Here is a 26,613-nt window from a genome sequence, read left to right as displayed (position 1 = left end):
GGCGGAAAGCTTTCGCGGCAAAAGAATAGAAGGATTTTCCAATCATGAAATGGGAAGTCGTAATCGGTATCGAGGTGCACGTGCAGCTCAATACCGTCTCCAAGATTTTCTCCGGCTCCAGCACCGCCTTCGGCGCGGAGCCCAACACCCAGGCTTCCGCGGTGGAGCTGGCCCTGCCCGGCGTGCTGCCGGTGCTGAACCGCGCCGTGGTGGACAAGGCGATTCGCCTGGGCCTGGCGCTGGGCGCCAACATCAACCAGAAGAACGTGTTCGCCCGCAAGAACTACTTCTATCCGGACCTTCCCAAGGGCTATCAGATCAGCCAGATGGACCTGCCCATCGTCGAGGGCGGCAAGCTCAAGATTCTGGTCGGCGACCAGGAGAAGGTGATCGGCGTGACCCGCGCCCATATGGAAGAAGATGCCGGCAAGAGCCTGCACGAAGACTTCCAGGGCCTGTCCGGCATCGACCTCAACCGCGCCGGCACGCCGCTGCTGGAAGTGGTGTCCGAGCCGGACATGCGTTCGGTGGACGAGGCGCTGGCTTATGTCAAAGCCTTGTACACGCTGGTGACCTGGCTGGGCATCTGCGACGGCAATATGCAGGAAGGCAGCTTCCGCATGGACGTCAACGTCTCGGTGCGCCCGGAAGGCCAGAAGGAATTTGGCACCCGCCGCGAGATCAAGAACCTCAACTCCTTCCGCTTCCTGGAGCAGGCCGCCAAGTACGAGATCCAGTGGCAGATCGACACCCTGGAAGACGGCGGCAAGGTGCAGCAGGCCACCGTGCTGTTCGACCCGGACAGCGGCGAAACCCGCATGATGCGCAGCAAGGAAGACGCGCACGATTACCGCTACTTCCCGGACCCGGACTTGCTGCCGGTGCGCATCTCCGACGAGCAGATCGCCCGCATCCAGGGCGAGATGCCGGAGCTGCCGGCGGCGATGCAGGCCCGCTTCGTTGAAGCTTACGGCGTGTCCGCCTACGACGCGGCGCTATTGACCTCCAGTCTCAAGCAGGCCGAGTATTTCGAAGCCGCCGCCAAGGCCTCCGGCCAGGGCAAGCTGGCCGCCAACTGGATCAACGGCGAAATCGCCGCCCGCCTGAATCGCGACGGCAAGGACATCGCCGACTGTCCGATCTCGGTGGCGCGCCTGTCCGGCCTGATCGTGCGCATCGCCGACAACACCCTGTCCAGCAAGCTGGCCAAGCAGGTGTTCGAAGCGCTGTGGGACAGCGAGCTGTCGGCCGATGACATCATCGAGCGCGACGGCCTGAAGCAGGTGTCCGACGTCGGCGCCATCGAAAAGATGGTGGAAGAGGCGATCGACGCCAACCCGAAGGCGGTGGAGGAATTCCGCGCCGGCAAGGAAAAGGCGCTGAACGCGCTGGCCGGCCAGGTGATGAAGGCGTCCAAGGGCAAGGCCAATCCGGCTCAGGTGCAGGACATCCTGCGTCAAAAGCTGTCTTGATCCGGCGCTGATCTAAGCAATATGGCGGCTGTTATAGCCGCCATGTTGTTTTTTAAACACATTGCTTTAATTCTGACCGCGGAATGTGTTTCTTTTCTTGAAGATACTGTTTTGTCAGACAGTTCCATTGCCGATTGTTACATGCGGTTTTCAATCGACGTCAAAACCAATATTCAGGTCTCACTTTTACTGGTGAATTTAAGTCTCTGATTTGCCACGGTTTCCATTTTTACCTCTCCCTGTAAGTCATTGTCGCAAAAGGCGAATTAGAGAATCCCGATGTTGACCGTGGGGCGGTTCTTTCTTATAGTGGCGGAAAGTGGGGTAAAGTGGGTAAAAGTGGGGCAGAATGCCTCCGCGGGGCGACGGCCCTGTCTTCTCGGTCAGCGGATTCTCATATCATGATTGGTGGCGTCAGCATCTTGTCTCTCGATAGCAAGGGGCGCTTGGCTATTCCGGCCAAGCACCGCGAGACACTGCTGTCCGCTTTCGGCCACAAGTTGATCGTCACGCTCGAATCCCAAGACCACCTGCTGCTCTACCCCGAACCCAACTGGCGCCCGGTCGAGGCCCGCCTGCTGGCCCTTCCCACCGGCAATCCCACCCTGAAACGCTATCAAAGACTGGTGCTCGGCCATGCCGAGACGCTGGAGATGGACTCCGCCGGCCGCATCTTGCTGCCGGCCCGCCTGCGCGAGCTGACCGCGCTGGACAAGGATGTTGCCCTGGTAGGCATGGGCAACCGATTCGAACTGTGGAATGCCGAGGAATGGGACAGCCAAACCGCTGACGCGCTGGCTATCGACCAAGCCGATTTGGCGCAACACCTTGGAGATTTCACGCTGTGAGCACCCCGACATTCGTGCACCGCACGGTGCTTCTGACCGAAGCGGTCGACGCGCTGGCCATCCGCGACGATGGCGTTTACGTCGATTGCACCTTCGGCCGCGGAGGCCACAGCCGCCTGATCCTGTCGAAGCTCGGCCCGAATGGCCGCTTGATCGCCTTCGACAAGGACCCGCAGGCCATTGCCGTCGCCGAGCAACTGGCGGCGGAAGATTCCCGTTTCAACATTGTCCACAACGGTTTCGAAACGCTGACGGCCGAGCTCGGCCGCCTGGGCGTGGCCGAGGTCGACGGCGTGCTGATGGATCTGGGCGTGTCGTCGCCGCAGATCGATGACGGCAGCCGCGGTTTCAGCTTCCGTTTCGACGCGCCGCTGGACATGCGTATGGACACCACTCGCGGCGTGACCGCCGCCGAATGGTTGGCAACGGCAGATGAGGCCGATATCAGAGAGGTCATCAAAACTTATGGTGAAGAGCGGTTTGCTCGCAAGATCGCAGCAGCCATTGTTGCGCAACGGGACGAAAGCCCCATCACGACCACCCGCGAGCTCTCTGTGCTCGTTGGGCAAAACGTCCGCACTCGGGAACCGGGTCAAGACCCGGCTACGCGTACCTTCCAAGCGATCCGGATCTTTGTGAACCGCGAGCTGGACGAGCTCAAGGCTGTGCTGCCGCAGGCCGCGCGCCTGCTCAAGACCGACGGCCGCCTGGCGGTGATCAGCTTCCATTCGCTGGAGGACCGCATCGTCAAGCAATACCTGCGCGACGTCAGCAGCGAAGAGAAGCTGCCGCAATGGGCCATGGTGCGCGCCGAGGACATGGCCAAGCCGCCGGTTTCCCTGGTGGGCAAGGCCATTCGCTCCGGCGAGGAAGAGCTGCGCGAAAACCCGCGCGCCCGCAGCGCCATCATGCGCGTGGCTGAACGCACGGCCGCGCCGTGGCGGGAGATCGACGCATGAACAAGCTCAACGCGACGCTGTTGCTGATGGCCGTGTTCTCCGCCTGGTCGGTGGTGACGTCCACGCACGTGTCGCGCAAGCTCTACAGCGACTTGCAGAAGGAAACCAAGTCGGCGCAGCAGCTGGAGGTGGAGTTTGGCCAGCTGCAGCTGGAGCAGAGCACCTGGGGCGCGCACGCGGTGATCGAAAAAGCCGCGTCCGCCCGCCTGGGCATGCATACCCCCGATCCGCGCCAGATCCAGGTGATCTCTCCGAAGGGAGTGCTGTGATGCGCGCCGGTTCGAATTACAGCATCCGCCAGCGGCCGGTCTCGGCCAGTCCCGCCCTGCGCATGACCTCAGGCCGGGTGCGCTGGGTGCTGCTGATGCTGGCGGGCTTGTTCTTCGCGCTGATCTGCCGCGCCATGTATCTGCAAGTGGTGCAGCAGGACTTTCTGCAAGGCCAGGGCGAGGCGCGCTTCCGCCGCACCCTGACGCTGGAAGCCAACCGCGGCGTGATCACCGACCGCAATGGCGAGCCGCTGGCGATCAGCACGCCGGTGCAAACCATCTGGGCCAGCCCGGCCGATATGGAGCCGGTGCCGCCGGCCAAGCTGCGCGAGCTGGCCGCTTTGCTGGACATGTCTCCTGAAGAGCTGGCGGGCAAGCTGTCAGACCGCAAGAAGGAATTCGTCTACATCAAGCGCCAGATCAGCCCGGAGCAGGCCGACAAGGTGATGGCGCTGGGCGTGCCCGGCATCGCCAAACAGCAGGAATTCCGCCGCTTCTACCCGGCCGGCGAGATCGTGTCGCACATCATCGGCTTCACCGGCGTGGACGGCAAAGGCCAGGAAGGCGTCGAGCTCGCGCGCGAGAAGATGCTGTCCGGCAAGGATGGCCGCCGCGTGGTGCTGAAGGACCGCCGCGGCCACATCATCGAGGACGTGGCCGCCATCGAACCGCCGCGCGACGGCCAGAAGCTGGCTTTGGCGGTGGATCATCGCATCCAGTACCTGGCCTACCGCGAAATCAAGGCCGCGGTGGAAGAGAACAAGGCCAAGGCGGGCAGCGTGGTGGTGCTGGACGCGCACAGCGGCGAGCTGCTGGCCCTGGCCAACTACCCCTCGTTCAACCCTAATAACCGCGTTGGGGTGACGCTGGAAATGATGCGCAACCGCGGCGTGATCGACCTGTTCGAGCCCGGCTCCACCATGAAGCCGCTGTCTATCTCGCTGGCGCTGGAGCATGGCAAGGCCAATCTGAACACCGTGCTGGATACCCACAGCTACATGATAGGCCCGGCCACCATCCGCGACGTGTCGCCGCAGGCCAGCCTGGGCATTCTGGGCATCATCCAGAAATCGTCCAACGTCGGCACCAGCAAGCTGGCGCTGATGAACAGCCCGGAAGATTTCTGGAAACACTACGACGCGCTGGGCTTTGGCCGCGCGCCCAATACCGGCTTCCCCGGCGAGGCTAGCGGCCGCCTGCGCGACTGGCACAAATGGCGGCCGATCGAGCAGGCCACCATGTCCTTCGGCTACGGCGTGTCGGTCAGCCTGATCCAGATGGCGCGCGCCTACACCATCTTCGCCAACGACGGCGTGATGTTGCCGATTTCGCTGTACAAGACCAATAACCCGATGCCGGGCAAGCGGGTGATCAGCGAGAAGACCGCGCACGAAATGCGCGACCTGCTGATCGCCAACAGCCAGCCGGGCGGCGGCGCCGTGGGCGGCCGCATTATCGGCTACAGCATAGGCGCCAAGAGCGGCACCGCGCGCAAATTGGAGGGCCGCACCTATGTGGCCAACAAGCACCGCGCGCTGTTCATGGGCTTCGCGCCCGGCCACGCGCCCAAGGTGATCGTGGCGGTGATGATAGATGAACCCTCGGCGGGCAAATACTACGGCGGCGCAGTGTCGGCGCCGGTATTCGCCAATGTGGCAGGCGGCGCGCTGCGCGTGCTGAACGTGACTCCCGACGAGCCAACCAATAACACTTTATTGCCGGAATCGACCCCTGTTCCGGCGGACTTCTAAGATCATGAAGAGCCGTTTGACTCCGTTGCCGGATTGGAATCCGGACTTGTTGCAACAGCTGGGCGTCGCCATCAAACGGGTGGAGGCGGACAGCCGCCGCGTGCTGCCGGGCGATGTGTTCCTGGCTTGCCGCGGCGAATACACCGACGGCCGCGACTTCATCGCCGCCGCGCTGGAAAAGGGCGCGGCCGCGGTGCTGTGGGACGACGCCGACGGTTTCGCCTGGAAGGCCGAGTGGCAGGCGCCCAATCTGGCGGTGCCCAATCTGCGCGAGCGCGCCGGCATCGTCGCCGCCCACGTGCTGGAGCAGCCCTCGCGCGATCTGACAGTGGTCGGCATCACCGGCACCAACGGCAAAACTTCGATTTCCCACTGGCTGGCGCAGGCTTTTTCCTTGCTGGGCCAGAAGGCGGCGCTGATCGGCACCGTCGGCAACGGTTTCTACGGCCAACTGACCGAAACCACCCACACCACGCCGGACCCGGTGACGGTGCAGCAGAAGCTGGCCGAATACCGCCGCCAGGGCGCCAATGTGGTGACGATGGAAGTCTCCAGCCATGGCCTGGACCAGTTCCGCGTCAACGGCGTGTCTTTCGCGACGGCCGTGTTCACCAATCTGACCCGCGATCACCTGGACTACCACGGCTCGATGGAAGCCTACGGCGAATCCAAGAAAAAGCTGTTCTTCTGGGAAGGCCTGAAGCACGCGGTGATCAATGCCGACGACGCCTTCGGCCGCCAGTTGGCCGCCGAGATCGACCCCAAGATTACGCAAGTGGTGACTTACGGCCTGGAGCAGGGCGATGTGCGCCCGCTGGCGTTGGCCGCCACGCTGGAAGGCCTGCAGCTGACTGTGACCACGCCCTGGGGCGTGGTGGATGTGCGCACCGGCCTGGTGGGCCGCTTCAACGCCGCCAATCTGCTGGCCTGTCTGGCCACGCTGTGCGTCAACGGCGTCAGCCTGCAGGACGCCGCCGCGGTGATGGCGCGCATCCAGCCGGCGCGCGGCCGCATGCAGAGCATAGGCGGCACCCATGAGCCGCTGGTGGTGATCGATTACGCCCACACGCCGGACGCGCTGGAAAAGGCGCTGGCTACTTTGTCCGATATCCGCCCGGCCGGCGGCCGGCTGTTCTGCGTGTTCGGCTGCGGCGGCGACCGCGATCCGGGCAAGCGCCCGATGATGGGCGCCATCGCGGAAAAGCACGCCGACGTGGCGGTGCTGACCAGCGACAACCCGCGCAGCGAAGACCCGCAAGCCATCATCCGCGACGTATTGGCCGGCATGGACGCCGCCCGCGCGCATGTGGAAGCCGACCGCGAAGCCGCCATCCACTGGGCGGTGAGCCAGGCCAAGGTGGGCGACGTGGTGTTGGTGGCCGGCAAGGGCCATGAAGAGTATCAGGACATCGCCGGCGTCAAGCGGCCGTTCTCCGACTTCCGCGTGGCGGAAGAGGCGCTGACGGCCTGGGGGACGCAAGCATGATGAAGCTGAGCCACGCCGCCGCCTTGGCCCAGGGTCGCCTGATCGGCGCCGACGGCGCAGTGTCGCGCGTGATCACCGACAGCCGCGAAGCCGGCCCCGGCGATCTGTTCGTGGCGCTGAAGGGCGAGCGCTTCGACGCGCATGATTTCGTCGCCGAGGTGACCGCCAAGGGCGCGGCGGCATTGGTGCGCGACGGTTTCGAACTGGCGGGCGCCAGCCTGATCCAGGCCGGTGACGACACCCGCCTGGCGCTGGGCCGTCTGGCCGCCGGCTGGGCCGCCGCGCAATCGGCTGTCCGCATCGGCATCACTGGCTCCAACGGCAAGACCACGGTCAAGGAAATGCTGGCCGCCATTCTGCGCGCCCATGCCGGAGAAGACGCGGTGCTGGCCACCGCCGGCAACTTCAACAACGACATCGGCCTGCCGCTGACGCTGCTGCGTTTGCAGCCGCAACACCGCTACGCCGTGATCGAGATGGGCATGAACCATCACGGCGAGCTGCGCTACCTGACCGGCCTGGCCCGTCCGCAAGTGGCGCTGGTCAACAACGCCATGCGCGCCCATTTCGGCTTTTTCAGCTCGACTGAAGACGTGGCCCGCGCCAAGGCGGAGATTTTCGAAGGACTGGCCGACGACGGCGTGGCCGTGGTCAACGCCGATGACGCCAATCTGGCGCTGTTCCGCGCCGCCGCCGGCGCGCATCGCCAGCTGAGCTTCGGCCTGTCGGCCGGCGCCGATGTCGGCGCGCGCGATGTGGCGCTGTCGGCGCTGGAAAGCCGCTTCACATTGGTTTCGCCCGCTGGCGAGATCCAGATCGCGCTGCCGGCGCCGGGCGAGCACAACGTCCGCAACGCCCTGGCTGCGGCGGCCGTGGCCTTGGCGCTGGATGTGCCGCTGGCCGCCATCGCCGCCGGCCTGGCCGCCTTCGCCGGCGCCAAGGGCCGCCTGCAACTGAAACACAGCCCGCGCGGCCTGACCGTGCTGGATGACAGCTATAACGCCAACCCGGATTCGATGAAAGCCGGCGTCGACGTGCTGGCCGGCCTGCCGGCTCCGCGCGTCTTCGTGATGGGCGACATCGGCGAGCTGGGCGACACCGCCCCGGCGCTGCATGCCGAGGTTGGGGAACATGCGCGCGCGCGCGGCATCGAACAGCTTTTTTCGCTGGGCGAGGTTTCGCGCCACGCCGCTGCCGCTTTCGGCGCGGGCGCGCGCCATTTTGATTCGATTGACGAGCTGTTGGAGTGCCTGGATAGCCGCTTGGCGTCGGGTGCCGCCGTTCTGGTCAAGGGGTCGCGCTTCATGCGCATGGAACGGGTGGTGGAACACCTGATGCATCAGAAGGAAGGGATTTAACGTGCTGCTTTGGCTGGCCGACCTGCTCGGCGCCCATATCCGGGCATTCAATGTTTTCAACTACATCACCTTGCGCGCGGTGATGGCGACGCTGACCTCGCTCGCCATTTCCCTGTGGATGGGGCCGTGGGTGATCCGCAAATTGACCGAACTGAAAGTCGGCCAGGCGGTGCGCAACGATGGCCCGCAAACTCACCTGGTCAAGGCCGGCACGCCGACCATGGGCGGTTCGCTGATCCTGCTGGCCATCACCATCACCACCTTGTTGTGGGCGGATCTATCCAATAAGTACGTCTGGCTGCTGTTGCTTGTGATGCTGGGCACCGGCGCGCTGGGCTTTTACGACGACTGGCGCAAAGTGGTGTACAAGGACCCGAAAGGCGTGTCCGCCAAGTTCAAGATGGCCTGGCAATCGGCCATCGCCATCGGCGCGGGCGTATTCCTGATCGCCACCGCCAAGCTGCCGGCGTCCACCGAGTTCATCGTCCCCTTCGTCAAGTCCGTCGCCTATCCGCTGGGCGCGGTGGGCTTTTGCGTGCTGACTTATCTGGTGATCGTCGGCACCTCCAACGCGGTCAACCTGACCGATGGCCTGGATGGCCTGGCGGCGCTGCCCACCGTGCTGGTGGCGGCCGGCCTGTCCATCTTCGCCTATGTGGCCGGCCACGCGGTGTTTTCCAAGTACCTGGGCCTGCCCTTCATTCCCGGCGCGCATGAGGTGGTGGTGTTCTGCGCGGCGATGTGCGGCGCCTGCCTGGGCTTCTTGTGGTTCAACGCCTATCCGGCCCAGGTGTTCATGGGCGATGTCGGCGCGCTGGCGCTGGGCGCGGCGCTGGGCGCGGTGGCGGTGATCGTGCGTCAGGAAATCGTGCTGTTCATCATGGGCGGTCTGTTCGTGATGGAAGCCTTGTCGGTGATGATCCAGGTGGGCTCGTTCAAGCTGACTGGCAAGCGCGTGTTCCGCATGGCGCCGCTGCATCACCACTATGAGTTGAAGGGCTGGAAGGAAACCCAGGTGGTGGTCCGCTTCTGGATCATCACCATGATGCTGGTGCTGGTCGGCCTGTCTACGTTGAAGCTGCGCTGAGGATGAAGGCGATGGATTACGCCAAGCTACAAGCGACGGTGGTGGGGCTGGGAGGCTCGGGCCTGGCGGCCGCGCGCTATCTGGCCGCCCACGGCGCGCGCGTGCGCGTGGCCGACGCCAAGCCGTCCGCCGAGCGGCTGGCCGAGCTGGAGCGCCATCTGCCGGGCACTGAAGTGATCAGCGGCCTGTTCGACGAAAACACTTTCGCCGGCTCCGATCTATTGGTGGTGAGCCCCGGTGTGCCCTTGGCTAATCCGGCCATCGCCGCCTTCCGCCGCGCCGGCGGCGAAGTGATGGGCGATATCGAGGTGCTGGCGCGCGCTATCGAGGGCGACGGCAGCAAGGTGATCGCCATCACCGGCTCCAACGGCAAGACTACCGTCACCAGCCTGGTGGGCCATCTGTGCCAGGCGGCGGGTCTGGATGCCGTCGTCGCCGGCAATATCGGCCTGGCGGTGCTGGAAGCGCAGTTGGAGCGCGAGCAAAGCGGCAAACGCCCTGATGTGTGGGTGCTGGAATTGTCGAGCTTCCAGCTGGAGTCGACCTACAGCCTGATGGCTGATGCCGCCACGGTGCTGAATATTTCCGAGGATCACCTCGACCGCTACAACGATTTGCTGGATTACGCCCACGCCAAGACCCAGGTGTTCCATGGCCAGGGCGTGCAGGTGTTGAACAAGGACGATGCGCTGGTGCGCGCCATGGCGCGGCCCGGCCATGAGGTGAAGTGGTTCTCGCTCGCCGGCGCGGCCGACTACGCGCTGTCGCGCAATGGCGGCTATCACCTGAGCATCGGCGGCGAAAAAGTCTTCGACTGCGCCGACATGCAGCTGCAAGGCCTGCACAACGCCGCCAACGCGCTGGCCGCGCTGGCGCTGTGCCAGGGCATAGGCCTGCCGCTGGCGCCTTTGTTGGATGGCCTGAAGACTTTCCAGGGCTTGTCGCACCGGGTTGAGCTGGTGGATGAGTTCGACGGCGTGGCCTTCATCGACGACTCCAAGGGCACCAATGTCGGCGCCACCGAGGCGGCGTTGAATGGCATGACCCGCAAGGTGGTGCTGATCGCCGGCGGCGACGGCAAGGGGCAGGACTTCGCCCCGCTGAAACCGGCTTGCCAGCGCATTGCCCGCGCGGTGCTGCTGATTGGCCGCGACGCCGGCAAGATAGCGTCCGCGCTGCAGGATAGCGGCCTGGCACTGGAGCGCTTCGACACGCTGGAAGACGCCACTCGCCGCGCGGCGGCCTTGGCTCAGCCTGGCGATGTGGTGTTGCTGTCGCCGGCCTGCGCCAGCCTGGACATGTTCAAGAACTACGCGCATCGCGCCCAGGTGTTCATCGACACCGTGGCGGCGGTGAAGGCGGAGCGGAAATGATCCGCAACCCGGCCAGCCGTTACACGGCGATCACCCCGATAGACGAGGCGCTGGCCTGGGCGCTGGCCTTGCTGTTGTCTATCAGCCTGGTGATGGTGTACTCGGCGTCGATCGCCTATGCGGAAGCGGACGCGGCGACGCAGAACCGTTACTTCTACCTGATCCGCCACATCGTGTTCATGACGATAGGGCTGTCGGCGGCCTACGCGGCCTTCCAGATCCCCACGGCGTTCTGGCAGAAGTATTCGGGCAAGATCTTTTTGATCGGCTTGGTGATGCTGGTGCTGGTGCTGATTCCCGGCATCGGCAAGGTGGTGAACGGTTCGCGGCGCTGGATCAATCTGCTGGTGCTGAACTTGCAGCCGTCGGAGGTGATGAAGTTCGCGGTGGTGCTGTACGCAGCCGATTACACGGTGCGCAAGAGCCACCTGCTGCACAGCCTGAAGGAAGGCTTCCTGCCGATGTTCATGGCGATGGTGGTGGTGGCCTTCCTGCTGCTGCGAGAGCCGGACTTCGGCGCGTTGATGGTGGTGATGAGCATCGCCATGGGGCTGTTGTTCCTTGGCGGCATCAATATGCGCATCTTCTCCGGGCTGGCGGTGATGGCGGTGGTGGCCATCGTGCTGCTGATTATCTCCTCGCCCTACCGCCTGAAGCGGGTGCTGGGCTTCATGGACCCGTGGGACGACCCGTATGGCAAGGGTTATCAGCTGAGCCACTCGCTGATCGCCATCGGCCGCGGCGAATGGTTCGGCGTGGGGCTGGGCGGCAGCATTGAGAAGCTGTTCTACCTGCCGGAGGCGCATACCGACTTCATCCTGGCGGTGATCGCCGAGGAGTTCGGCTTCGCCGGCATCTGCGTGCTGATCGGCCTGTACGCCTGGGTGGTGCGCCGCGCCTTCCACATCGGCGTGGAGTCGAAAAAGCTGGAGCGTTACTACCAGGCGCTGGTGGCGCAAGGCCTGGGCATCTGGCTCGGCATCCAGGTGTTCTTCAATGTCGGCGTGAATATGGGTCTGCTGCCGACCAAGGGCCTGACGCTGCCGCTGATGTCCTTCGGCGGCTCGGCCATGCTGATGAATTTGATTGCGATGGCGGTGCTGTTGCGGGTGGATTACGAAAACCGAAGGATTATGCGGGGCTATAAGGTTTAGCCTCGCATAAGGAAAGGCGATAAGCCTTTCCAGGCGCTTTAGCGCCGCCCCCTTCGGTTTCTGCGAGCCCGAAGGGCGAAGCTAAAAACGACGCATCATGCGGGGCTATAAGGTGTAGGGCGGAAGCCCGGCTTGCCGGGCGTTCCGCCAATCTTGACGGGCAATGATTTGAATGGATAGGCGGAACGCCCTTTGGGCTTCCGCCCTACGAAAGAAGAAGGTAAATGGCGAATCGAACGGTCATGGTGATGGCGGCTGGCACGGGCGGACACATTGTCCCCGGCCTCGCCGTGGCCAAAGAGTTGCAACAACGCGGCTGGAAGGTGGTGTGGCTGGGCACTCGCCGCGGCATGGAAAACAAGCTGGTGCCGCCGTCCGGCATTCCGCTGGAGCGTTTGAATTTCCACGGCGTGCGCGGCAAGGGCCTGTTGGGCTCGATCAAGGGCGCGCTGCAACTGGTCGGCGCCTTCTTCAGCAGCGCGGCGCAGATCTTCCGCCATCGGCCGGACGTGGTGCTGGGCATGGGCGGCTATGTCTGCCTGCCCGGCGGCGTGATGGCCGGCCTGCTGTGGAAGCCGCTGGTGCTGGTCAATGCCGATGCCAGCCTGCTGCTCAGCAATAAGGCGCTGCTGCCTTTCGCCAAAAAGCTGGTATGTGGTTTCGACGGCAGCGCGGCCCGGGATGCCAAGGCGCTGGTGACAGGCAATCCGGTGCGGCGCGAGATCGAAGCCATCGCCGAGCCGGCCCAGCGTTTCGCCGGCCGCAGCGGTCCGTTGAAAGTCCTGGTGGTGGGCGGCAGCCAGGGCGCCAGGGTATTGAACGAAACGCTGCCGCAGGTGATGGCGCGGTTGCCGGCCGACAAGCGTCCGGCGCTGATCCACCAGACCGGCGAAGCCAACTTCGCCTCGGTGGAAGCGGCCTATCAGGCGGCGGGCCTGCGCGATCAAGTGGAGCTGCTGCCCTTTGTCGACGACATGCCGAAGCGGCTGGCCGAGTGCGATCTGGTGATCTGCCGCGCCGGCGCCATCACGGTCAGCGAACTGTGCGCTGCAGGCGTGCCGAGCATGCTGGTGCCGCTGGTGGTGTCCACCACCAGCCATCAGCGCGACAACGCCGAGTGGATGGCCAAGGAAGGCGCGGCCTGGCATTTGCCGCAGAAAGAATTGAACGCCGACGGGCTGGCCAGCCTGTTGGCGAAGCTGGACAGAGAGCAACTGCTGGACAAGGCGACGCGCGCCCGCGCGCTGGCCCGCTTGGGCGCGGCCGGCAGGGTGGCGGATTTGTGCCAGCAGCTGATCGGGGACGACAAGAGATAAAACGATGAAACACAGAGTCAAACACATACATTTCGTGGGCATAGGCGGCGTCGGCATGTGCGGCATCGCCGAGGTGCTGCACGGACTGGGCTATACCGTGTCCGGCTCGGACGTGGCCGACAACGCCACCACCAAGCGGCTCGCGGCCGAAGGCGTGCGCGTATCGTTCGGCCACGACGCCACTTATATAGCAGGCGCCGACGTGGTGGTGACCTCCACCGCGGTGAAGGCGGACAACCCGGAAGTGCTGGCGGCGCGAGACAAGCGCATCCCGGTGATTCCGCGCGCGATGATGTTGGCCGAGCTGATGCGCTTCAAGCAGGGCATCGCCATCGCCGGCACCCACGGCAAGACCACCACCACCAGCCTGACCGCATCCATTTTGGGCGCGGCCGGCCTGGACCCGACCTTCGTCATCGGCGGCAAGCTGACCGCCGCCGGCACCAATGCCAAGCTGGGCTCCGGCGAATTCCTGGTGGCCGAGGCCGATGAATCGGACGCGTCTTTCCTCCATCTGTCTCCGGTGATGGCGGTGGTGACCAATATCGACGCCGACCACATGGACACCTACGACCACAGCTTCGACAAGCTGAAGCAGGCTTTCGTCGATTTCCTGCAGCGCATGCCGTTCTACGGCCGCGCGGTGCTGTGCGTCGATGATCCGAACGTCCGCGAGATCAAGGATCGCATCACCAAGCCGGTCACCACTTACGGCCTGGACGATTCCGCCGACATCTACGCCGAAAACGTCCGCGCCGCCGCCGGCCAGATGCATTTCGACGTGGTGGTGAAAAACGGCAAGACCACTCGCTTCCCGATGGTGCTGAACCTGCCGGGCCGCCACAACGTGTTGAACGCGCTGTCCGCCATCGCCATCGGCCTGGAATGCGGCGCCAGCATCGAAGCCATCCAGAAGGGTCTGGCGGAGTTCGCCGGCGTCGGCCGCCGCTTCCAGCGTTATGGCGAAGTGAAGGCCAAGAACGGCGGCAGTTTTACTTTGATCGACGACTACGGCCACCACCCGGTGGAAATGGCGGCCACGCTGTCGGCGGTGCGCGGCGCGTTCCCGGGCCGCCGGCTGGTGTTGGCTTTCCAGCCGCACCGCTATACCCGCACCCGCGATCTGTTTGAAGACTTCGTCAAGGTGCTGTCCGGCGTCGACGCGCTGCTGTTGGGCGAAGTGTATGCCGCCGGCGAAGCGCCCATCGTGGCCGCCGACGGCCGCGCCCTGTCCCGCGCCGTGCGCGTGGGCGGCAAGGTGGAGCCGCTGTTTGTCGAGAATATCGCCGACATGCCGCAAACCATTTTGGACGCGGCGCAGGATGGCGACGTGGTGGTGACCATGGGCGCAGGCTCGATCGGCGCAGTGCCGGCCAAGGCGCTGGCGCTGGCGGTGTGACTGGATTTCTGCCCGCGCCGCGGCGCGGGCTTGTTGAGGATAGATAGATGAAGCAGTACGGCAAGGTGGCGGTATTGATGGGCGGCAGTTCCTCGGAGCGCGAAGTGTCGCTGATGAGCGGCGCGGGCGTGCTGGCGGCGCTGCAGTCCAAAGGGGTGGACGCGCATTCGTTCGACCCGTCGGAAAAACCGCTTTCGGCGCTGAAGGAAGAAGGTTTCGCTTGCGTGTTCAACATCCTGCACGGCCCCTTCGGCGAGGACGGCACGCTGCAGGGCGCGCTGGAAGCGCTGGGCATGCCGTATACCGGCTGCGGCGTGATGGCCTCGGCCATCGCCATGGACAAGTGGCGCACCAAGCTGTTGTGGAAGGGCGCGGGCCTGCCGATTCCGGCCTTTGAGCTGTTGGATGAAAGCAGCGATTTCGACGCCATCGAAAAGCAATTGGGCCTGCCCATCTTCGTCAAGCCTTCCACCGAAGGTTCGAGCATAGGCGTGACCAAGGTGAAGCAGCCGGGCGAATTGCGCGCGGCGTTCGAAGAAGCGCGCAAGTACGACAAGGTGGTGATCGCCGAGCAGTTCATCGGCGGCGGCGAGTACACCTGCGCGGTGATCGGCGACAAAGCGTATCCGACCATCAAGATTGAACCGGCCACTGAGTATTACGATTACCAGGCCAAGTATTTCCGCGATGACACGGTGTACCGCTGTCCGTCGGGACTGGCGCCGGAAGTGGAGGCCAAGGCGCGCGAACTGGCGCTGAAGGCGTTCAAGGTATTGGGTTGCCGCGGCTGGAGCCGGGTGGATTTCCTGATGGACGAAGCGGGCGAAATCTACCTGCTGGAAGCCAATACCAGCCCGGGCATGACCAGCCACAGCCTGGTGCCGATGGCGGCGCGGGCCGAGGGCATCGCTTACGAGGACCTGTGTCTGAAGGTATTGGATACGGTGCATGTGGGATAACCATCGGCTGCTCAAAAGCCTGGCCAATCTGATGCTGGGCGCCACGGCGCTGATGTTGTTGTATGCGGGGGGATTCTGGCTGACGCACGCGCCGGTGTTCCCGGTGAAGAAGATACGGATTCAGGGCGACATGAACCGGGTGACGGCCGAACAGCTGAAATTCATCGCGGAGCATGAACTGTCCGGCACCTTCTTCACGCTGGATATCGACAAGACGCGCGCCGCCTTCGGCAAATTGCCGTGGGTGCGCGACGCGCAGGTGAGGCGGCGCTGGCCGGACGCGCTGGACATCACCGTGGAGGAGCATGTGGCGCTGGCGCGCTGGGGAGAAAACGGCCTGGTTAACACCCGCGGCGAGCGTTTCGACGCCGCCAGCGACGCCAAGCTGCCGGTGTTTTATGGTCCGGCCGGCGCCGAGAAGGACATGACGGCGATGCTGACGCAAATGCGCCAGGTGTTGCAGCCGTCGGGCCAGGCGCCGCGCGAGCTGTGGCTGTCGTCGCGGCGAGCGTGGAAAGTGGTGCTGGACAACCAGCTGCAGCTGGAGCTGGGCAGAAATGACGTGGTGGCGAGGGCTGAGCGTTTCGCCACCTACTGGAAGAGCGAGTTGGCGCGGTTGCCGTATCACATCGAATACGTCGATCTGCGCTATCCAAATGGATTCGCCGTGCGGATGCCCGATTACAAGGCGCCGCCGGCCAAGGGAAACAAGTGATTAGGCGTTGGAGCGACAGGTGAGCAAACCCAAGGAAAGCAAGAACATGCTGGTCGGCCTGGACATCGGCACCTCCAAGATCGTGGCGATCGTGGCTGAGGTGCTGGAAGACGGCCAGCTCAATATCGTCGGCATGGGCCACACGCCTTCGCGCGGCCTGAAGCGCGGCATGGTGGTGAACATCGAATCCACGGTGCAGGCGATCCAGCGCGCGCTGGAAGAGGCCGAGCTGATGGCCGACTGCAAGATTCACGAGGTGTTCGTCGGCATCGCCGGCAGCCACATCAAGAGCGTGAACTCGCACGGCATGGTGGCGATCAAGGATCGCGAAGTCACCAAGATGGATATCGACCGCGTGATCGAAACCGCGCGCGCCGTGACCATTCCGCCGGATCACCAGGTGCTGCACATCCTGACCCAGGAATACAGCATCGACGGCCAGGAAGGCGTGCGCGAGCCCTTGGGCATGAGCGGCGTGAGGCTGGAAGCCAAGGTGCACATCGTCACCGGCGCGGTGTCCGCCGCGCAGAACGTGACCAAGTGCGTGCGCCGCTGCGGCCTGGAAGTGTCCGACCTGGTGCTGCAGCCTATGGCCTCGGCCATCGCGGTGCTGTCGGAAGACGAGAAAGACCTGGGCGTGTGCCTGATCGACATCGGCGGCGGCACCACCGACATCGCCGTGTATGTGGGCGGCGCCATCCGCCACACCGCAGTGATTCCGATCGCCGGCGACCAGATCACCAACGATATCGCCATGGCGCTGCGCACCCCGACCAAGGAGGCCGAGGACATCAAGATCCAGCATGCCGTGGCCTTGGTGGGCATGGCCGATCCGGCTCAGATGATTGAAGTGCCGGGCGTGGGCGAGCGCGGTCCGCGCCAGATGTCCCGCGCCACCTTGGCCGAAGTGGTCGAGCCGCGCGTGGAGGAGCTGTTCCAGCTGGTGCAGCAAGAGCTGCGCCGCAGCGGCTTCGAAGAGCTGCTGTCGTCCGGCATGGTGTTGACCGGCGGCGCCAGCCTGATGCCGGGCATGGTGGAGCTGGCCGAAGAGGTGTTCCACCTGCCGGTGCGCGTGGGCGTGCCCAAGTATGTGGGCGGCCTGGCGGAAGTGGTGAAGACGCCGCGCTTCTCCACCGGCGTCGGCCTGTTGTTGTACGGCAAGGATCAGATTCAAGGCTATGCCGGCCCGGTGAAGACCGAGTCGGCCGGCATGGGCCAGATGTTCTCGCGCATGAAGGCGTGGTTCGGCAGCAATTTCTGATGGATTTACGGGCTGCCGGCGGGCGCCGGCGGCATTTTCGAGTTTGTTCGGGCGTAGTACCAAGCAGTATGGATGGCTCATCTTTATTGAGGAGAGGGAAATGAGCGGTATGGTTTTTGAAGTGATGCAAGAAACGGCCAGCGCGGCCGTGATCAAGGTGATCGGCGTCGGCGGCGGCGGCTGCAATGCCATCGACAACATGATTTCCGGCAATGTGCACGGCGTGGAATTCATCTGCGCCAACACCGACGCCCAATCGCTGCAGCGCAACCGCGCGCCGCAGAAGCTGCAGCTCGGCTCCAACCTGACGCGCGGCCTGGGCGCCGGCGCCAATCCGGAAGTGGGCCGCAGCGCCGCTCTGGAAGACCGCGAGCGCATCGCTGAAAGCCTGCGCGGCGCCAATATGGTGTTCGTCACCGCCGGCATGGGCGGCGGCACCGGCACCGGCGCGGCTCCGGTCGTGGCCGAAGTGGCCAAGGAAATGGGCATTCTGACCGTGGGCGTGGTCACCCGTCCGTTCGACCACGAAGGCAAACGCCTGAAAGTGGCGCAGAACGGCATCGAAGACCTGAAAAAGCACGTCGACTCGCTGATCGTGATTCCCAACGAGAAGCTGATGGAAGTGCTGGGCGAAGACGTGACCATGCGCGAAGCCTTCCGCGCCGCCGACGACGTGCTCAAGGGCGCCGTGGCCGGCATCGCCGAAGTGATTACCTGCCCGGGTCTGATCAACGTCGACTTCGCCGACGTGCGCACCGTGATGGGCGAGATGGGCCTGGCGATGATGGGTTCCGCCTACGCTTCCGGCATCGACCGCGCCCGCGTGGCCGCCGAGCAGGCCGTGGCCAGCCCGCTGCTGGACAACATCACCCTGGAAGGCGCGCGCGGCGTGCTGGTGAACATTTCCACCGCGCCTGGTTGCCTGAAGATGAGCGAGTACCGCGAGATCATGAGCATCATCCGCCAGTACGCGGACGAAGACGCGCAGATCAAGTTCGGCACCGCCGAAGTGGAAGACATGCCGGAAGACACCATCCGCGTGACCTTGATCGCCACCGGCCTGGGGCAGAAAAAGACCGTTCGCAACGAGGAGCGTCCGGAGTACATCAAGATCGTCAAGACCGGCACCGACGACCGCGCCGTGGAAATGGTGAACTACGAAGACCTGGATGCGCCGGCCATCATGCGTACCGGCCGCCGCCGTCCGTCGCAATCGCTGGATTTTTCCAATCCGGAAGTGAGCGAGAGCTACGACATTCCGGCCTTCCTGCGCAAGCAGGCTGATTAAGCGGAGAAACAGGATAGAGAAACGCTATTCTTGCAAGCAAATCAATCAATAAAGCATAGGCAGTCGCTATGCTAGAATCGGGTTTTCCCGTTTGGTTGAGTAGCCTGAAATGATTCTGCAGCGCACGCTGAAACAAGCGATCAGCGCCACGGGCGTCGGTCTGCATTCCGGCGAGCGGGTGAAGCTCACCCTGCTGCCGGCGCCGCCCGATACCGGCATCGTCTTCCGCCGCACCGACTTGCCCGAGCCGGTGGACGTGAAGGCGGAACCATCGCTCGTGAACGACACGCGACTCTCCTCCACGCTGGTGACAGACACCGGCGTGCGTGTCGGCACGATCGAACATCTGATGTCGGCCTTCGCCGGCTTCGGCATCGATAACCTGGTCGTCGAGGTGACGGCGGCGGAAATGCCCATCATGGATGGCTCCGCCGCGCCTTTCCTCTATCTGTTGCAGACGGCCGGGGTGGTGGATCAGTCCAAGAAAAAGCGTTTCATCCGCGTCAAACAGAGCGTGCTGGTGGAAGAGGGCGATGTGTGGGTCCGGCTGGATCCGCATGAAGGCTTCAAGGTCAAGCTAGGCATCGTGTTCAACCATCCGGCGTTCAACCGCGCGCCGCAGACGGTGGAAGTGGACTTCGCCCGCCACTCCTATATGGACGAGATCAGCCGCGCCCGCACCTTCGGCTTCATGCATGAGCTGGAATACATGCGCAACCATGGCCTGGGCCGCGGCGGCAGTCTGGATAATGCCATCGTCATTGATGACGAATACGTGCTCAATCCGGAAGGCCTGCGTTTCCCGGATGAGTTCGTCCGCCACAAGCTGCTGGATGCGATCGGCGATTTGTACATCATCGGCCATCCGCTGATCGCCGCCTTCTCCGGCCACAAGTCCGGCCACGCGATGAACAACAAGCTGCTGCGCAAGCTGCTGGCCACGCCGGACGCCTGGGAATACGTCACCTTCGACGATCCTCTGGATGCGCCGTCCAGCTTCCATCTGCTGCCGCCGCAGGAGTAAGCATGTTCGGCTTCTGGCGGCTGTGGCTGCTGGCGACGATACTGGCGATAGGCTGGGCGATGCTGTGTTTCGCGCTCACCCATGACCGCCGTTATCTGCGCCGCGGGCTGGCCATCGTCCGCTGGAGCGCCGGCTTGTTGATTATTGTTTGCTGTTTCTGGCTGATATTCCGCCTGCTGCGTTGAACGCGGCGGGCGTTGTCATTTGAAGGGTACGCCATGACAAAACTGACTCATTTCGACGCAGCCGGCCAGGCCCATATGGTCGATGTCGGCGACAAGGCCGTCACCGCCCGCCGCGCCGTGGCCGAAGGCGTCATCTGCATGCTGCCGGCCACTTTCGCGCTGGTGCGTGACGGCGGCCACAAGAAGGGCGACGTATTGGGCATCGCCCGCGTCGCCGCCATCATGGCGGCCAAGAAAACCTGGGATCTGATCCCGTTGTGCCATCCGATCGCGCTGACGCGGTTGGCGGTGGATTTTGCGTTATTGGAAGAGCAGAGCGCGGTGCGCGTCGAAGTGACCGCGGAATGCCAGGGCCAGACTGGCGTGGAGATGGAGGCGCTGACGGCCGCCAATATCGGCCTGCTGACCATTTACGATATGTGCAAGGCCGTGGACCGCGGCATGGAAATCAGCGGCGTGCGGCTGCTGGAGAAGGATGGCGGCCAGAGCGGCAGCTGGAGAAGCGCGGCAAAGGGCGCGTGATTTGCATCTTTGCCGTTCATCGCATGTCATTTACAGCCCCCGTGACCAGGGGCTGTTTTTATTTCCCTCAAGGCATTTGGGGGATGAGCTTTTCGCAACGCCAAAAATATCTTTCATTGCTGGCGATCCTTGGCCAACGTTTCCGTGCAAGCGGAAGTAGGATGCGTGTCATTGCCTGTAGGTGGAGTAAATTTTCTCTCCATGGTTTTAGCATGGCAGAGGGTGAGAGTTGGGCGCTTTCTCGATCTCCAGCATGGTTTGAAATGAGTCTATCTCCGACTGGGGCCAGCCGGGCGGATAGGCTGGGTATGAAAGCCAAAAGCTTAGCGAGTCGCCATCCGGCTCCAGGCTCCACAAGTAGATGCCGCAACCCTTGAAGTAACAGACGGGCCGATCATGCAACTGCCCGATGATTTGCAAGCGTTGAAAAAAATATGGAACAGACAGCATTTCCAAGGGAGAAATGGCTTCTTCAAAAGCGAGATGTCTAACTCTATTCTCGATAGAGTCAAAAGCCTCAAAATGTAGGCCTGGAGTGTGAGGGATATTGCATTGAGCCTGAGCAGTTAAATTTTCCAACTCAGTTTGATCCAGCTCTTGGCGGATATGCCGGGCAACAATCTCGATAAATTTATCTCGGAAACGGTCAATATCTGAAAAGTTATCATTGGCCATATCAACAACCCTTCACAGGTATGAATAAGAAGTGATATGGAGATTTTATTTTTATGCGTGAAGCGTGCCAGAGTGAAAAACACGCTTCTGCCGCATATGTCATTGTGATAGAATGGTGGATTTCTTACGTAAATTGATCCAGGCGCCAACTTGATGGGCGCATGAGTTGATGGTGACGCCAATGACGACGATACATGAGAATAACACTTTTTGGATGGTTATTGTCTCATTAAGGATAATGTGAGAGAAGAGTAGCGCAAAGGCAGGGACGAGTAAATAGCTGGGTGCGCTTAGTACTAGTTGATTGCGGCTGAGTAGCAAAGTCCAAAGTCCATAACCCACTAGGGTAGTGATGTAACCTTGAAATGCTATGGCCAACCAAGCGCGTTGATCAATCTTTTCCAAGACGGCAGCAAGAGGCGCTCCATCAATTAAGTGAGTGGCTGCAAGCAGAAGGGCTGAAACCAAGCTTCCCCAGGCGACAAAGGCAACCGGGCGCTTAGTTCTGGAGTGGCGGACGGCTAAGTTGGCGAATGTCCAGCTAAATGCTGATGCAAGAACAAAGGCAATGCCTGCCAGGTTGATGCCGCCTCCCTGTATTTTTGATATTGAGTAAATTCCTAACATGGCAATGGCACATCCTAGGATATTAAATTGGTTCCACTTTTCTTTAAAAAATATAATTCCAGCAACTGCAGTGAAAAGCGATCCAGCTTGCATGATGACGGATGATATACCGGCATCTGCGCCAGTTTTTAAACCTTTGAAGAAGAGGAATAGACCGAAAGAGAATGCCACGCCATAAAGTAAAACGTGAGCCCATTCTTTTCGTTCAACTCGCAGAATCAGACAGGCGGGAAGTGCAGCGAATGCCACTCGCAGCATCGCGGTATCAACGGGGTCGATTTTTATCGAGCTGATTTTCGCGGCTACGTAATTGAAACCAAAAATACTTGTTGCTAGCAGTATGGTAATTAAAGTGTGAGTTCGGTTCATTTTATTCGACTAGAAGATTGTAGGTCATGTGTTCTTTGAATATTGCGCGAGAAATAACCGATTGATAGCCGCTTCTCCTGGCCATGTCTAATAAGTTCTGCTGATTAAGAGCGCCAAATTTATCTTTCAGAGATTCAATTCTGTTTTCGATTGTGCGTATAGAGACTTCATAGATGGAAGCGATTCGCTTTGTCGGTATGCCGCGTAGCAATAGACTGAGTACTGCCCACTCATTGTCGCTTAAGGGAATGCCTAAGTCCTTTGATTCTAATTGCTGTGAATATGATGCGGAGACAAGCTTCTCTACTTTAACCATGGGTTCAATATTCCATAGGACATCGCTCCAAAAAGTCGTGTCGCATGTCAGGTCTTCTCCAGTAAATAAGATGATTGGGTGTTTTTCATTGAGAAGAGCTGGGAATTTACGAAACTTGTAGGCTCTGGGGTCGCCGCCATTGCGATGAGGGTGGATGCTGCCCATGATGATTTTTTTCTGTTGCAGCAATACCATTTGATCTTGCTCATGCATTAATGGCGATAGAACATTAATGCCATTGGGCATGTCTCCTGATTTTTTTCCAATAATTTCGTCCCTAGGCAGCCCATGGAAGTCAGCATAAGACGCATTGACATAAACAAAATTATGGTGGAGGTCCTTGGCGCCAGCCATTTGACCGACGCATTCCAGTTGATCGACGAAACACTCCAGTTCTGAGAAGTGTTTGAAAGAATAAATGGGGTGCATAACCTCAACCTTGGAATTGTATTCAGAAGAACAGTTGCACTTAGAACAAAATGCAATTGTCATTTAAATGTGCCACAAATAATTATGAAAAACAACAAGCGTCAGGGGCTGGGAGATGGGAAGAAAAAGGACAAAGATGAGATTGGCGAATAAATGACAGGGATAGCGAGGCGGACCGCTGGACCCTATGTGGGCAATACCGTTGAAATTTCGATCGCCGCTATCAACGGGCCGCTTGCCTCACAGGCTCAGAGGCATCTGGGTAATGCGCTTCAACTGGATGGGGAGGGTGAATCTCATGCCAGCGCTGATGGCGGTTCCACTCGTAGAGGCCTTGCCCTAGCTGGACATGAAGGTAAGCATGCTGATAGCGGGAGCGCGACAGCATGTCATGGGTGAGTTGATCCAGTTCGCTTATCGACAGGATGGAGGGCAGGGCCGAGGCCAGCGAGCCGTGTTCGACGGTGCCGGCCGCCAATAGCAGGTGAAGTTGGTGGCCATGCGGCACTTGGTAGTCCTTGCCGACTTTGGCTTCTATTCGACAGGCCACATCCAGCGCATTGGCGGGTTGGGTGAACATCAGGCCGATGCCGCCCGCGGCTTGCTGGGCGGATTGAACGTCTTTTTTCCGGGCCGTGCGGCGGGCGTGCTCGCCTGCCAGCACCTCGGTGACCTCAATGGCCAGGAAGCGCCCATCGGACAAGGCCACGCCGACATCCGGGGCCGGGCACTTCAGCGATCTGACATCCAGCGGCGCGATGCCTTTCTGTTCGAATAACCGCCGGACCCACTCTCTTTCGCGGTTTTCCTGTTGAGTTTGCTGATCCATCGGCGCCTACGCGAGTGCAAGACAGATGCTTCATCTTAGAACACCTGTCAGGCATCGTTTCAGCCGCCTTTGCGCAAGCTCTGAACGGCTTCCTCCGGCGCGCGCGGCGCGGAGTGGTAGGGGCACATGCGTTCGCGCAGCTCGCGTCTCAATTTGTCGCCATAATCGATGGGCAGCCAAACCGGGCGCAAGGTTTCTATCCAGCGCTGATTGACGCTGTCGCCGAAGCCATAGGCGCGGTATTGGTTGCTTTTGCACTGGATGCCTTCGACGCTGAGGTTTTCCACGCCGTTGGGGCTGAGCACCTTGCTGATGAAGCGCACCACGCCGTCCTGGCCCACGCTCAGCGTTTGCCCGTCGACATAGAAGCGGTTGCTTTGCAGCCAGTCCGGTTTCACTTCTATCCAGTCGGCCTGCTTCGGATAGGCGGGTAGGGCGTAGGCCTGCTCCTCCCATGGTTTGTCGTCATCCGTCGCGTAATTGCGGTTGATCGGCAGCTTGCCTTCGGCAAGGGCTGCGGCGCTGAGGCATAGCGCCAGCAAAGCCGGCAGAGTGGCATGGAACTTCAATTGCATCTCCCTATCAGCGCGCCGTGCCGGCGCGCAGGTTGTAATGGCGGCGTCCCGCTTCGCGCCGCGCCAGGCCCCAGCTCAATTCCGAGAACGCGATGTCGCCGCGGCTGGAGACGGTCAACAGCATGGAGGCGCGGGTGCCGTAATCGCGGCCCTGGATGTAGATCGGCGACAGGATTTTCTCCAGTGCGAGGCCGATGCGGGTATTCGGCAATTCGCCAGGACCGGCCGGCGTCGAGTCCGTCAGCGCCGCATAAGCTTGGTCTTCGGTCGGCGGACGGCCGAATTCGGCCAGGTATTCCGCCAGCCGCTTGCTCTTGAACCACTGAGTGTCCAGCGTGGCGTTGGACAGGGTGTGGATGCCGGGCGTGACGCGGGCGATCTGGCGGCCGGGGCTGTGGAAGAAGAACAAGTCCGAGGTGGTGCCGAACAGCAGATTGAACGGCCCGTAATGATGACATTCGGCGCGCAGCCAGTCGGCGAAGGCGAACGGGTCTTCGTCGCCGGTGACAAAGCGCTGCACCAGTTCGCCGCGGGAGCGCTCCGCCTTGGGCGGGAAGCCGTCGCGGAAATTGGTGATGGCGGCGATGCGGTTGCGGCCGTCCACCATCAGCCAGCTGCCGCCGGACTGCAGGTCGCGGCCGCCCAGGGTGTGGGGATATTCCGGCCACCAGTCCAGCGGCGCGGCGGGGCGGGCATAGTATTCATCGCGGTTGCCCAGCAGGACCAGTTGGCCCATGCCCGGCATTTTATAGGCGAAAGCGATAATGCACATATTGCGGACCGATTTGGGTATGGCGTGACGAAGGCGTAAACTATCGGGCTGCGGCCGGCATCGAGCGGCTGCGCCTGACTCAATTGTAACCCGATCCGGGGAAGGACACCGGCCCATGACACCCGATAAACAGATTGATCTTTCCGGCCTGAACTGCCCGCTGCCGATTTTGCGCGCCAAGAAGGCGCTAGCCGACATGGCCAGCGGCGCCGTGCTGGAGGTGATCGCCACCGATCCGGGCGCGCCCAAGGATTTCGAGGCCTTCTGCCGCCAGACCGGCAACGGCCTGCTGGAATCGACCACCACCGGCGAGGGCAAGTTCCGGATGGTGCTCAAGCGAAAATAAGCGCGATTGGCGACGGTTGTTCCGTCGCCATTGTTTTATCCATTTACGATGCAAAGCCACCCACCATGCAGACTCTCACCCTGATCCGTCCCGACGACTGGCACCTCCACTTGCGCGATGGCGACGCGCTGGCAGCGGTGCTGCCCGACACCTGCCGCCAGATGGGCCGCGCCATCGTGATGCCCAATCTGAAGCCGCCGGTCACCACGGTGGAAGCCGCCGCCGCCTACCGCGAGCGCATCCTGGCCGCGCGCCCGGCCGGCAGCGCTTTCGAGCCGCTGATGACCTTGTACCTCACCGATAAAACCAGCGCCGAGGAGATCCGCAAGGCCAAGGCCTGTGGCTTCGTCCATGGTGTCAAACTGTATCCGGCCGGCGCCACCACCAACTCCGATCACGGCGTCACCGATATCGCCCACGCGATGCCGGCGCTGCAGGCGATGGCTGAGGTCGGCATGCCGCTGTTGGTGCATGGCGAAGTCACCGATGCCGATATCGACGTGTTCGACCGCGAGGCGGTGTTCATCGAGCGGGTGATGAAGCCGCTGCTGGCCAAGCTGCCGACGCTGAAGGTGGTGTTCGAGCACATCACCACCCGAGAGGCGGCCGAGTTCGTCGCCGCCGCGCCGGCCAATATCGCCGCCACCATCACCGCCCACCACCTGCTGATGAACCGCAACGCGCTGTTCGTCGGCGGCATCCGCCCGCACCACTATTGCCTGCCGGTGCTCAAGCGCGAGCTGCACCGCCAGGCGTTGCTCAAGGCGGCGACTTCCGGCTCGGCCAAGTTCTTCCTCGGCACCGACAGCGCGCCGCATGCGAAAGGCGCCAAGGAGGCGGCTTGCGGCTGCGCCGGCATGTATACCGCCAACGCGGCGATCGAACTGTACGCCGAGGCCTTTGAGGCGGCAGGCGCGCTGGACAAGCTGGAAACTTTCGCCAGCATGAACGGCCCGGCTTTCTATGGTTTGCCAGCCAATCCAGACCGCATCACATTGCTTAAAGAGAGCTGGACAGTGCCGGCCAGCCTGCCTTATCCGGGCGACAGCCTGGTGCCGCTGCGCGCGGGCGAAACCGTGCAGTGGCGATTGCAAGGCTGAAGCCAGTGCGAGGCTGAGTTTTCCCGGCTTCGTTGAAAGTTTTTCCACGGCGCGCCGCTTGGCGCGCTTTTCTGTTTGTTTTCGCTTCTTTCCTCATTTTTTGCATATCAGAAAACACTGATGTGTAACCGCGGTTTTTACTCTTCTTT

27 protein-coding genes are annotated in these 26,613 nt (G+C 62.1%); 21 read left to right on the top strand and 6 right to left on the bottom strand.

What is annotated here, in order from left to right; genetic code table 11:
* Nucleotides 1–44 precede the first annotated feature (44 nt).
* The 19 genes from gatB (at nt 45) to moaC (ending at nt 20,426) form a co-directional block, all read left to right on the top strand.
* Entirely contained in the window at nt 45–1,472 is a 1,428-nt protein-coding gene (gatB, locus tag NKT35_RS05625; protein WP_254299626.1) for an Asp-tRNA(Asn)/Glu-tRNA(Gln) amidotransferase subunit GatB, read from the top strand.
* A 401-nt stretch (nt 1,473–1,873) separates the two neighbouring features.
* Complete coding sequence (mraZ, locus tag NKT35_RS05620) at nt 1,874–2,320, top strand: division/cell wall cluster transcriptional repressor MraZ (RefSeq protein ID WP_071111930.1); 447 nt, start codon at nt 1,874–1,876, stop codon at nt 2,318–2,320.
* Complete coding sequence (rsmH, locus tag NKT35_RS05615; RefSeq protein ID WP_254299624.1) at nt 2,317–3,279, top strand: 16S rRNA (cytosine(1402)-N(4))-methyltransferase RsmH; 963 nt, start codon at nt 2,317–2,319, stop codon at nt 3,277–3,279. The genes mraZ and rsmH overlap by 4 nt, the downstream gene beginning before the upstream one ends.
* On the top strand, nt 3,276–3,548 hold the full coding sequence (ftsL, locus tag NKT35_RS05610) for a cell division protein FtsL (RefSeq protein ID WP_254299622.1): 273 nt from the start codon (nt 3,276–3,278) through the stop codon (nt 3,546–3,548). The genes rsmH and ftsL overlap by 4 nt, the downstream gene beginning before the upstream one ends.
* Nucleotides 3,548–5,299, top strand: a complete 1,752-nt coding sequence (locus NKT35_RS05605; RefSeq protein WP_254299620.1) for a peptidoglycan D,D-transpeptidase FtsI family protein — start codon at nt 3,548–3,550, stop codon at nt 5,297–5,299. Before ftsL ends, NKT35_RS05605 begins: the two co-directional genes overlap by 1 nt.
* 4 nt (nt 5,300–5,303) lie before the next feature.
* The gene (locus NKT35_RS05600) at nt 5,304–6,785 is read left to right on the top strand and encodes a UDP-N-acetylmuramoyl-L-alanyl-D-glutamate--2,6-diaminopimelate ligase (RefSeq protein WP_254299617.1); all 1,482 of its coding nucleotides are present in this window, start codon (nt 5,304–5,306) and stop codon (nt 6,783–6,785) included.
* Nucleotides 6,782–8,143, top strand: coding sequence for a UDP-N-acetylmuramoyl-tripeptide--D-alanyl-D-alanine ligase (locus NKT35_RS05595; RefSeq protein ID WP_254299615.1), 1,362 nt, complete (start codon nt 6,782–6,784; stop codon nt 8,141–8,143). Before NKT35_RS05600 ends, NKT35_RS05595 begins: the two co-directional genes overlap by 4 nt.
* A gap of 1 nt (nt 8,144) precedes the next feature.
* Nucleotides 8,145–9,230 carry a phospho-N-acetylmuramoyl-pentapeptide-transferase gene (gene mraY, locus NKT35_RS05590; protein ID WP_254299613.1) on the top strand — a complete coding sequence of 362 codons (1,086 nt, stop codon included), beginning with the start codon at nt 8,145–8,147 and terminating at the stop codon, nt 9,228–9,230.
* Between the two features lie 11 nt (nt 9,231–9,241).
* Nucleotides 9,242–10,603 carry a UDP-N-acetylmuramoyl-L-alanine--D-glutamate ligase gene (gene murD / locus NKT35_RS05585; protein ID WP_254299611.1) on the top strand — a complete coding sequence of 454 codons (1,362 nt, stop codon included), beginning with the start codon at nt 9,242–9,244 and terminating at the stop codon, nt 10,601–10,603.
* Nucleotides 10,600–11,757 carry a putative lipid II flippase FtsW gene (gene ftsW / locus NKT35_RS05580; protein WP_254299609.1) on the top strand — a complete coding sequence of 386 codons (1,158 nt, stop codon included), beginning with the start codon at nt 10,600–10,602 and terminating at the stop codon, nt 11,755–11,757. The genes murD and ftsW overlap by 4 nt, the downstream gene beginning before the upstream one ends.
* A gap of 224 nt (nt 11,758–11,981) precedes the next feature.
* Complete coding sequence (gene murG, locus NKT35_RS05575; RefSeq protein WP_254299607.1) at nt 11,982–13,073, top strand: undecaprenyldiphospho-muramoylpentapeptide beta-N-acetylglucosaminyltransferase; 1,092 nt, start codon at nt 11,982–11,984, stop codon at nt 13,071–13,073.
* 4 nt (nt 13,074–13,077) lie between these two features.
* Entirely contained in the window at nt 13,078–14,472 is a 1,395-nt protein-coding gene (murC, locus tag NKT35_RS05570; RefSeq protein ID WP_254299606.1) for a UDP-N-acetylmuramate--L-alanine ligase, read from the top strand.
* 47 nt (nt 14,473–14,519) lie between these two features.
* Entirely contained in the window at nt 14,520–15,431 is a 912-nt protein-coding gene (locus NKT35_RS05565; RefSeq protein WP_254299605.1) for a D-alanine--D-alanine ligase, read from the top strand.
* On the top strand, nt 15,421–16,146 hold the full coding sequence (locus NKT35_RS05560) for a cell division protein FtsQ/DivIB (protein WP_254299604.1): 726 nt from the start codon (nt 15,421–15,423) through the stop codon (nt 16,144–16,146). The genes NKT35_RS05565 and NKT35_RS05560 overlap by 11 nt, the downstream gene beginning before the upstream one ends.
* Nucleotides 16,147–16,192: 46 nt before the next feature.
* A complete protein-coding gene (ftsA, locus tag NKT35_RS05555) occupies nt 16,193–17,407 on the top strand; it encodes a cell division protein FtsA (protein WP_254301350.1) in 1,215 nt (404 codons plus the stop codon).
* A gap of 100 nt (nt 17,408–17,507) precedes the next feature.
* Nucleotides 17,508–18,695 carry a cell division protein FtsZ gene (ftsZ, locus tag NKT35_RS05550; protein WP_254299603.1) on the top strand — a complete coding sequence of 396 codons (1,188 nt, stop codon included), beginning with the start codon at nt 17,508–17,510 and terminating at the stop codon, nt 18,693–18,695.
* A gap of 112 nt (nt 18,696–18,807) precedes the next feature.
* Nucleotides 18,808–19,719 (top strand): UDP-3-O-acyl-N-acetylglucosamine deacetylase, encoded by a 912-nt coding sequence (gene lpxC, locus NKT35_RS05545; RefSeq protein WP_254301349.1) that lies wholly within the window; start codon nt 18,808–18,810, stop codon nt 19,717–19,719.
* Nucleotides 19,720–19,721: 2 nt separating this feature from the next.
* The gene (locus tag NKT35_RS05540) at nt 19,722–19,904 is read left to right on the top strand and encodes a hypothetical protein (protein WP_254299602.1); all 183 of its coding nucleotides are present in this window, start codon (nt 19,722–19,724) and stop codon (nt 19,902–19,904) included.
* 33 nt (nt 19,905–19,937) lie between these two features.
* Nucleotides 19,938–20,426, top strand: coding sequence for a cyclic pyranopterin monophosphate synthase MoaC (moaC, locus tag NKT35_RS05535; protein ID WP_254299600.1), 489 nt, complete (start codon nt 19,938–19,940; stop codon nt 20,424–20,426).
* 207 nt (nt 20,427–20,633) lie between these two features.
* On the opposite strand, the gene NKT35_RS05530 is transcribed toward moaC, so the two are convergent.
* From NKT35_RS05530 to NKT35_RS05505, 6 genes are all read right to left on the bottom strand, one after another.
* On the bottom strand, nt 20,634–21,101 hold the full coding sequence (locus NKT35_RS05530; RefSeq protein ID WP_254299593.1) for a hypothetical protein: 468 nt from the start codon (nt 21,099–21,101) through the stop codon (nt 20,634–20,636).
* Between the two features lie 99 nt (nt 21,102–21,200).
* Nucleotides 21,201–22,097 (bottom strand): DMT family transporter, encoded by an 897-nt coding sequence (locus NKT35_RS05525; RefSeq protein WP_254299587.1) that lies wholly within the window; start codon nt 22,095–22,097, stop codon nt 21,201–21,203.
* Nucleotide 22,098: 1 nt separating this feature from the next.
* Nucleotides 22,099–22,842 carry a PAS domain-containing protein gene (locus tag NKT35_RS05520; RefSeq protein ID WP_505190905.1) on the bottom strand — a complete coding sequence of 248 codons (744 nt, stop codon included), beginning with the start codon at nt 22,840–22,842 and terminating at the stop codon, nt 22,099–22,101.
* Between the two features lie 223 nt (nt 22,843–23,065).
* Nucleotides 23,066–23,671 (bottom strand): hypothetical protein, encoded by a 606-nt coding sequence (locus NKT35_RS05515; RefSeq protein WP_254299583.1) that lies wholly within the window; start codon nt 23,669–23,671, stop codon nt 23,066–23,068.
* 59 nt (nt 23,672–23,730) lie between these two features.
* Complete coding sequence (locus NKT35_RS05510) at nt 23,731–24,246, bottom strand: CNP1-like family protein (RefSeq protein WP_254299581.1); 516 nt, start codon at nt 24,244–24,246, stop codon at nt 23,731–23,733.
* Between the two features lie 7 nt (nt 24,247–24,253).
* A complete protein-coding gene (locus tag NKT35_RS05505) occupies nt 24,254–25,018 on the bottom strand; it encodes an NRDE family protein (protein ID WP_371926450.1) in 765 nt (254 codons plus the stop codon).
* Between the two features lie 115 nt (nt 25,019–25,133).
* Between NKT35_RS05505 and NKT35_RS05500 the strand changes: the two genes are divergently transcribed.
* Together NKT35_RS05500 and pyrC are read left to right on the top strand one after the other, a co-directional pair.
* Nucleotides 25,134–25,364: a sulfurtransferase TusA family protein gene (locus NKT35_RS05500; RefSeq protein ID WP_043571791.1), complete on the top strand. Its 231-nt coding sequence runs from the start codon at nt 25,134–25,136 to the stop codon at nt 25,362–25,364.
* Between the two features lie 65 nt (nt 25,365–25,429).
* Complete coding sequence (pyrC, locus tag NKT35_RS05495; RefSeq protein ID WP_254299577.1) at nt 25,430–26,464, top strand: dihydroorotase; 1,035 nt, start codon at nt 25,430–25,432, stop codon at nt 26,462–26,464.
* Nucleotides 26,465–26,613 lie beyond the last annotated feature (149 nt).

Origin of the sequence: Chromobacterium sp. IIBBL 290-4 (genome assembly GCF_024207115.1) — a bacterium.
GTDB lineage: Bacteria > Pseudomonadota > Gammaproteobacteria > Burkholderiales > Chromobacteriaceae > Chromobacterium.
This window is presented reverse-complemented; position numbering and strand designations above follow the sequence as displayed.

Coding starts and splice junctions, on each gene's coding strand:
- gatB (WP_254299626.1), top strand. CDS start 45: ATGAAATGGGAAGTCGTAATCGGTATCGAGGTGCACGTGCAGCTCAAT.
- mraZ (WP_071111930.1), top strand. CDS start 1,874: ATGATTGGTGGCGTCAGCATCTTGTCTCTCGATAGCAAGGGGCGCTTG.
- ftsL (WP_254299622.1), top strand. CDS start 3,276: ATGAACAAGCTCAACGCGACGCTGTTGCTGATGGCCGTGTTCTCCGCC.
- NKT35_RS05605 (WP_254299620.1), top strand. CDS start 3,548: ATGCGCGCCGGTTCGAATTACAGCATCCGCCAGCGGCCGGTCTCGGCC.
- NKT35_RS05600 (WP_254299617.1), top strand. CDS start 5,304: ATGAAGAGCCGTTTGACTCCGTTGCCGGATTGGAATCCGGACTTGTTG.
- NKT35_RS05595 (WP_254299615.1), top strand. CDS start 6,782: ATGATGAAGCTGAGCCACGCCGCCGCCTTGGCCCAGGGTCGCCTGATC.
- murD (WP_254299611.1), top strand. CDS start 9,242: ATGGATTACGCCAAGCTACAAGCGACGGTGGTGGGGCTGGGAGGCTCG.
- ftsW (WP_254299609.1), top strand. CDS start 10,600: ATGATCCGCAACCCGGCCAGCCGTTACACGGCGATCACCCCGATAGAC.
- murG (WP_254299607.1), top strand. CDS start 11,982: ATGGCGAATCGAACGGTCATGGTGATGGCGGCTGGCACGGGCGGACAC.
- murC (WP_254299606.1), top strand. CDS start 13,078: ATGAAACACAGAGTCAAACACATACATTTCGTGGGCATAGGCGGCGTC.
- NKT35_RS05565 (WP_254299605.1), top strand. CDS start 14,520: ATGAAGCAGTACGGCAAGGTGGCGGTATTGATGGGCGGCAGTTCCTCG.
- NKT35_RS05560 (WP_254299604.1), top strand. CDS start 15,421: ATGTGGGATAACCATCGGCTGCTCAAAAGCCTGGCCAATCTGATGCTG.
- ftsA (WP_254301350.1), top strand. CDS start 16,193: ATGCTGGTCGGCCTGGACATCGGCACCTCCAAGATCGTGGCGATCGTG.
- ftsZ (WP_254299603.1), top strand. CDS start 17,508: ATGAGCGGTATGGTTTTTGAAGTGATGCAAGAAACGGCCAGCGCGGCC.
- NKT35_RS05540 (WP_254299602.1), top strand. CDS start 19,722: ATGTTCGGCTTCTGGCGGCTGTGGCTGCTGGCGACGATACTGGCGATA.
- moaC (WP_254299600.1), top strand. CDS start 19,938: ATGACAAAACTGACTCATTTCGACGCAGCCGGCCAGGCCCATATGGTC.
- NKT35_RS05530 (WP_254299593.1), bottom strand. CDS start 21,101: ATGGCCAATGATAACTTTTCAGATATTGACCGTTTCCGAGATAAATTT.
- NKT35_RS05525 (WP_254299587.1), bottom strand. CDS start 22,097: ATGAACCGAACTCACACTTTAATTACCATACTGCTAGCAACAAGTATT.
- NKT35_RS05520 (WP_505190905.1), bottom strand. CDS start 22,842: ATGCACCCCATTTATTCTTTCAAACACTTCTCAGAACTGGAGTGTTTC.
- NKT35_RS05515 (WP_254299583.1), bottom strand. CDS start 23,671: ATGGATCAGCAAACTCAACAGGAAAACCGCGAAAGAGAGTGGGTCCGG.
- NKT35_RS05510 (WP_254299581.1), bottom strand. CDS start 24,246: ATGCAATTGAAGTTCCATGCCACTCTGCCGGCTTTGCTGGCGCTATGC.
- NKT35_RS05505 (WP_371926450.1), bottom strand. CDS start 25,018: ATGTGCATTATCGCTTTCGCCTATAAAATGCCGGGCATGGGCCAACTG.
- NKT35_RS05500 (WP_043571791.1), top strand. CDS start 25,134: ATGACACCCGATAAACAGATTGATCTTTCCGGCCTGAACTGCCCGCTG.
- pyrC (WP_254299577.1), top strand. CDS start 25,430: ATGCAGACTCTCACCCTGATCCGTCCCGACGACTGGCACCTCCACTTG.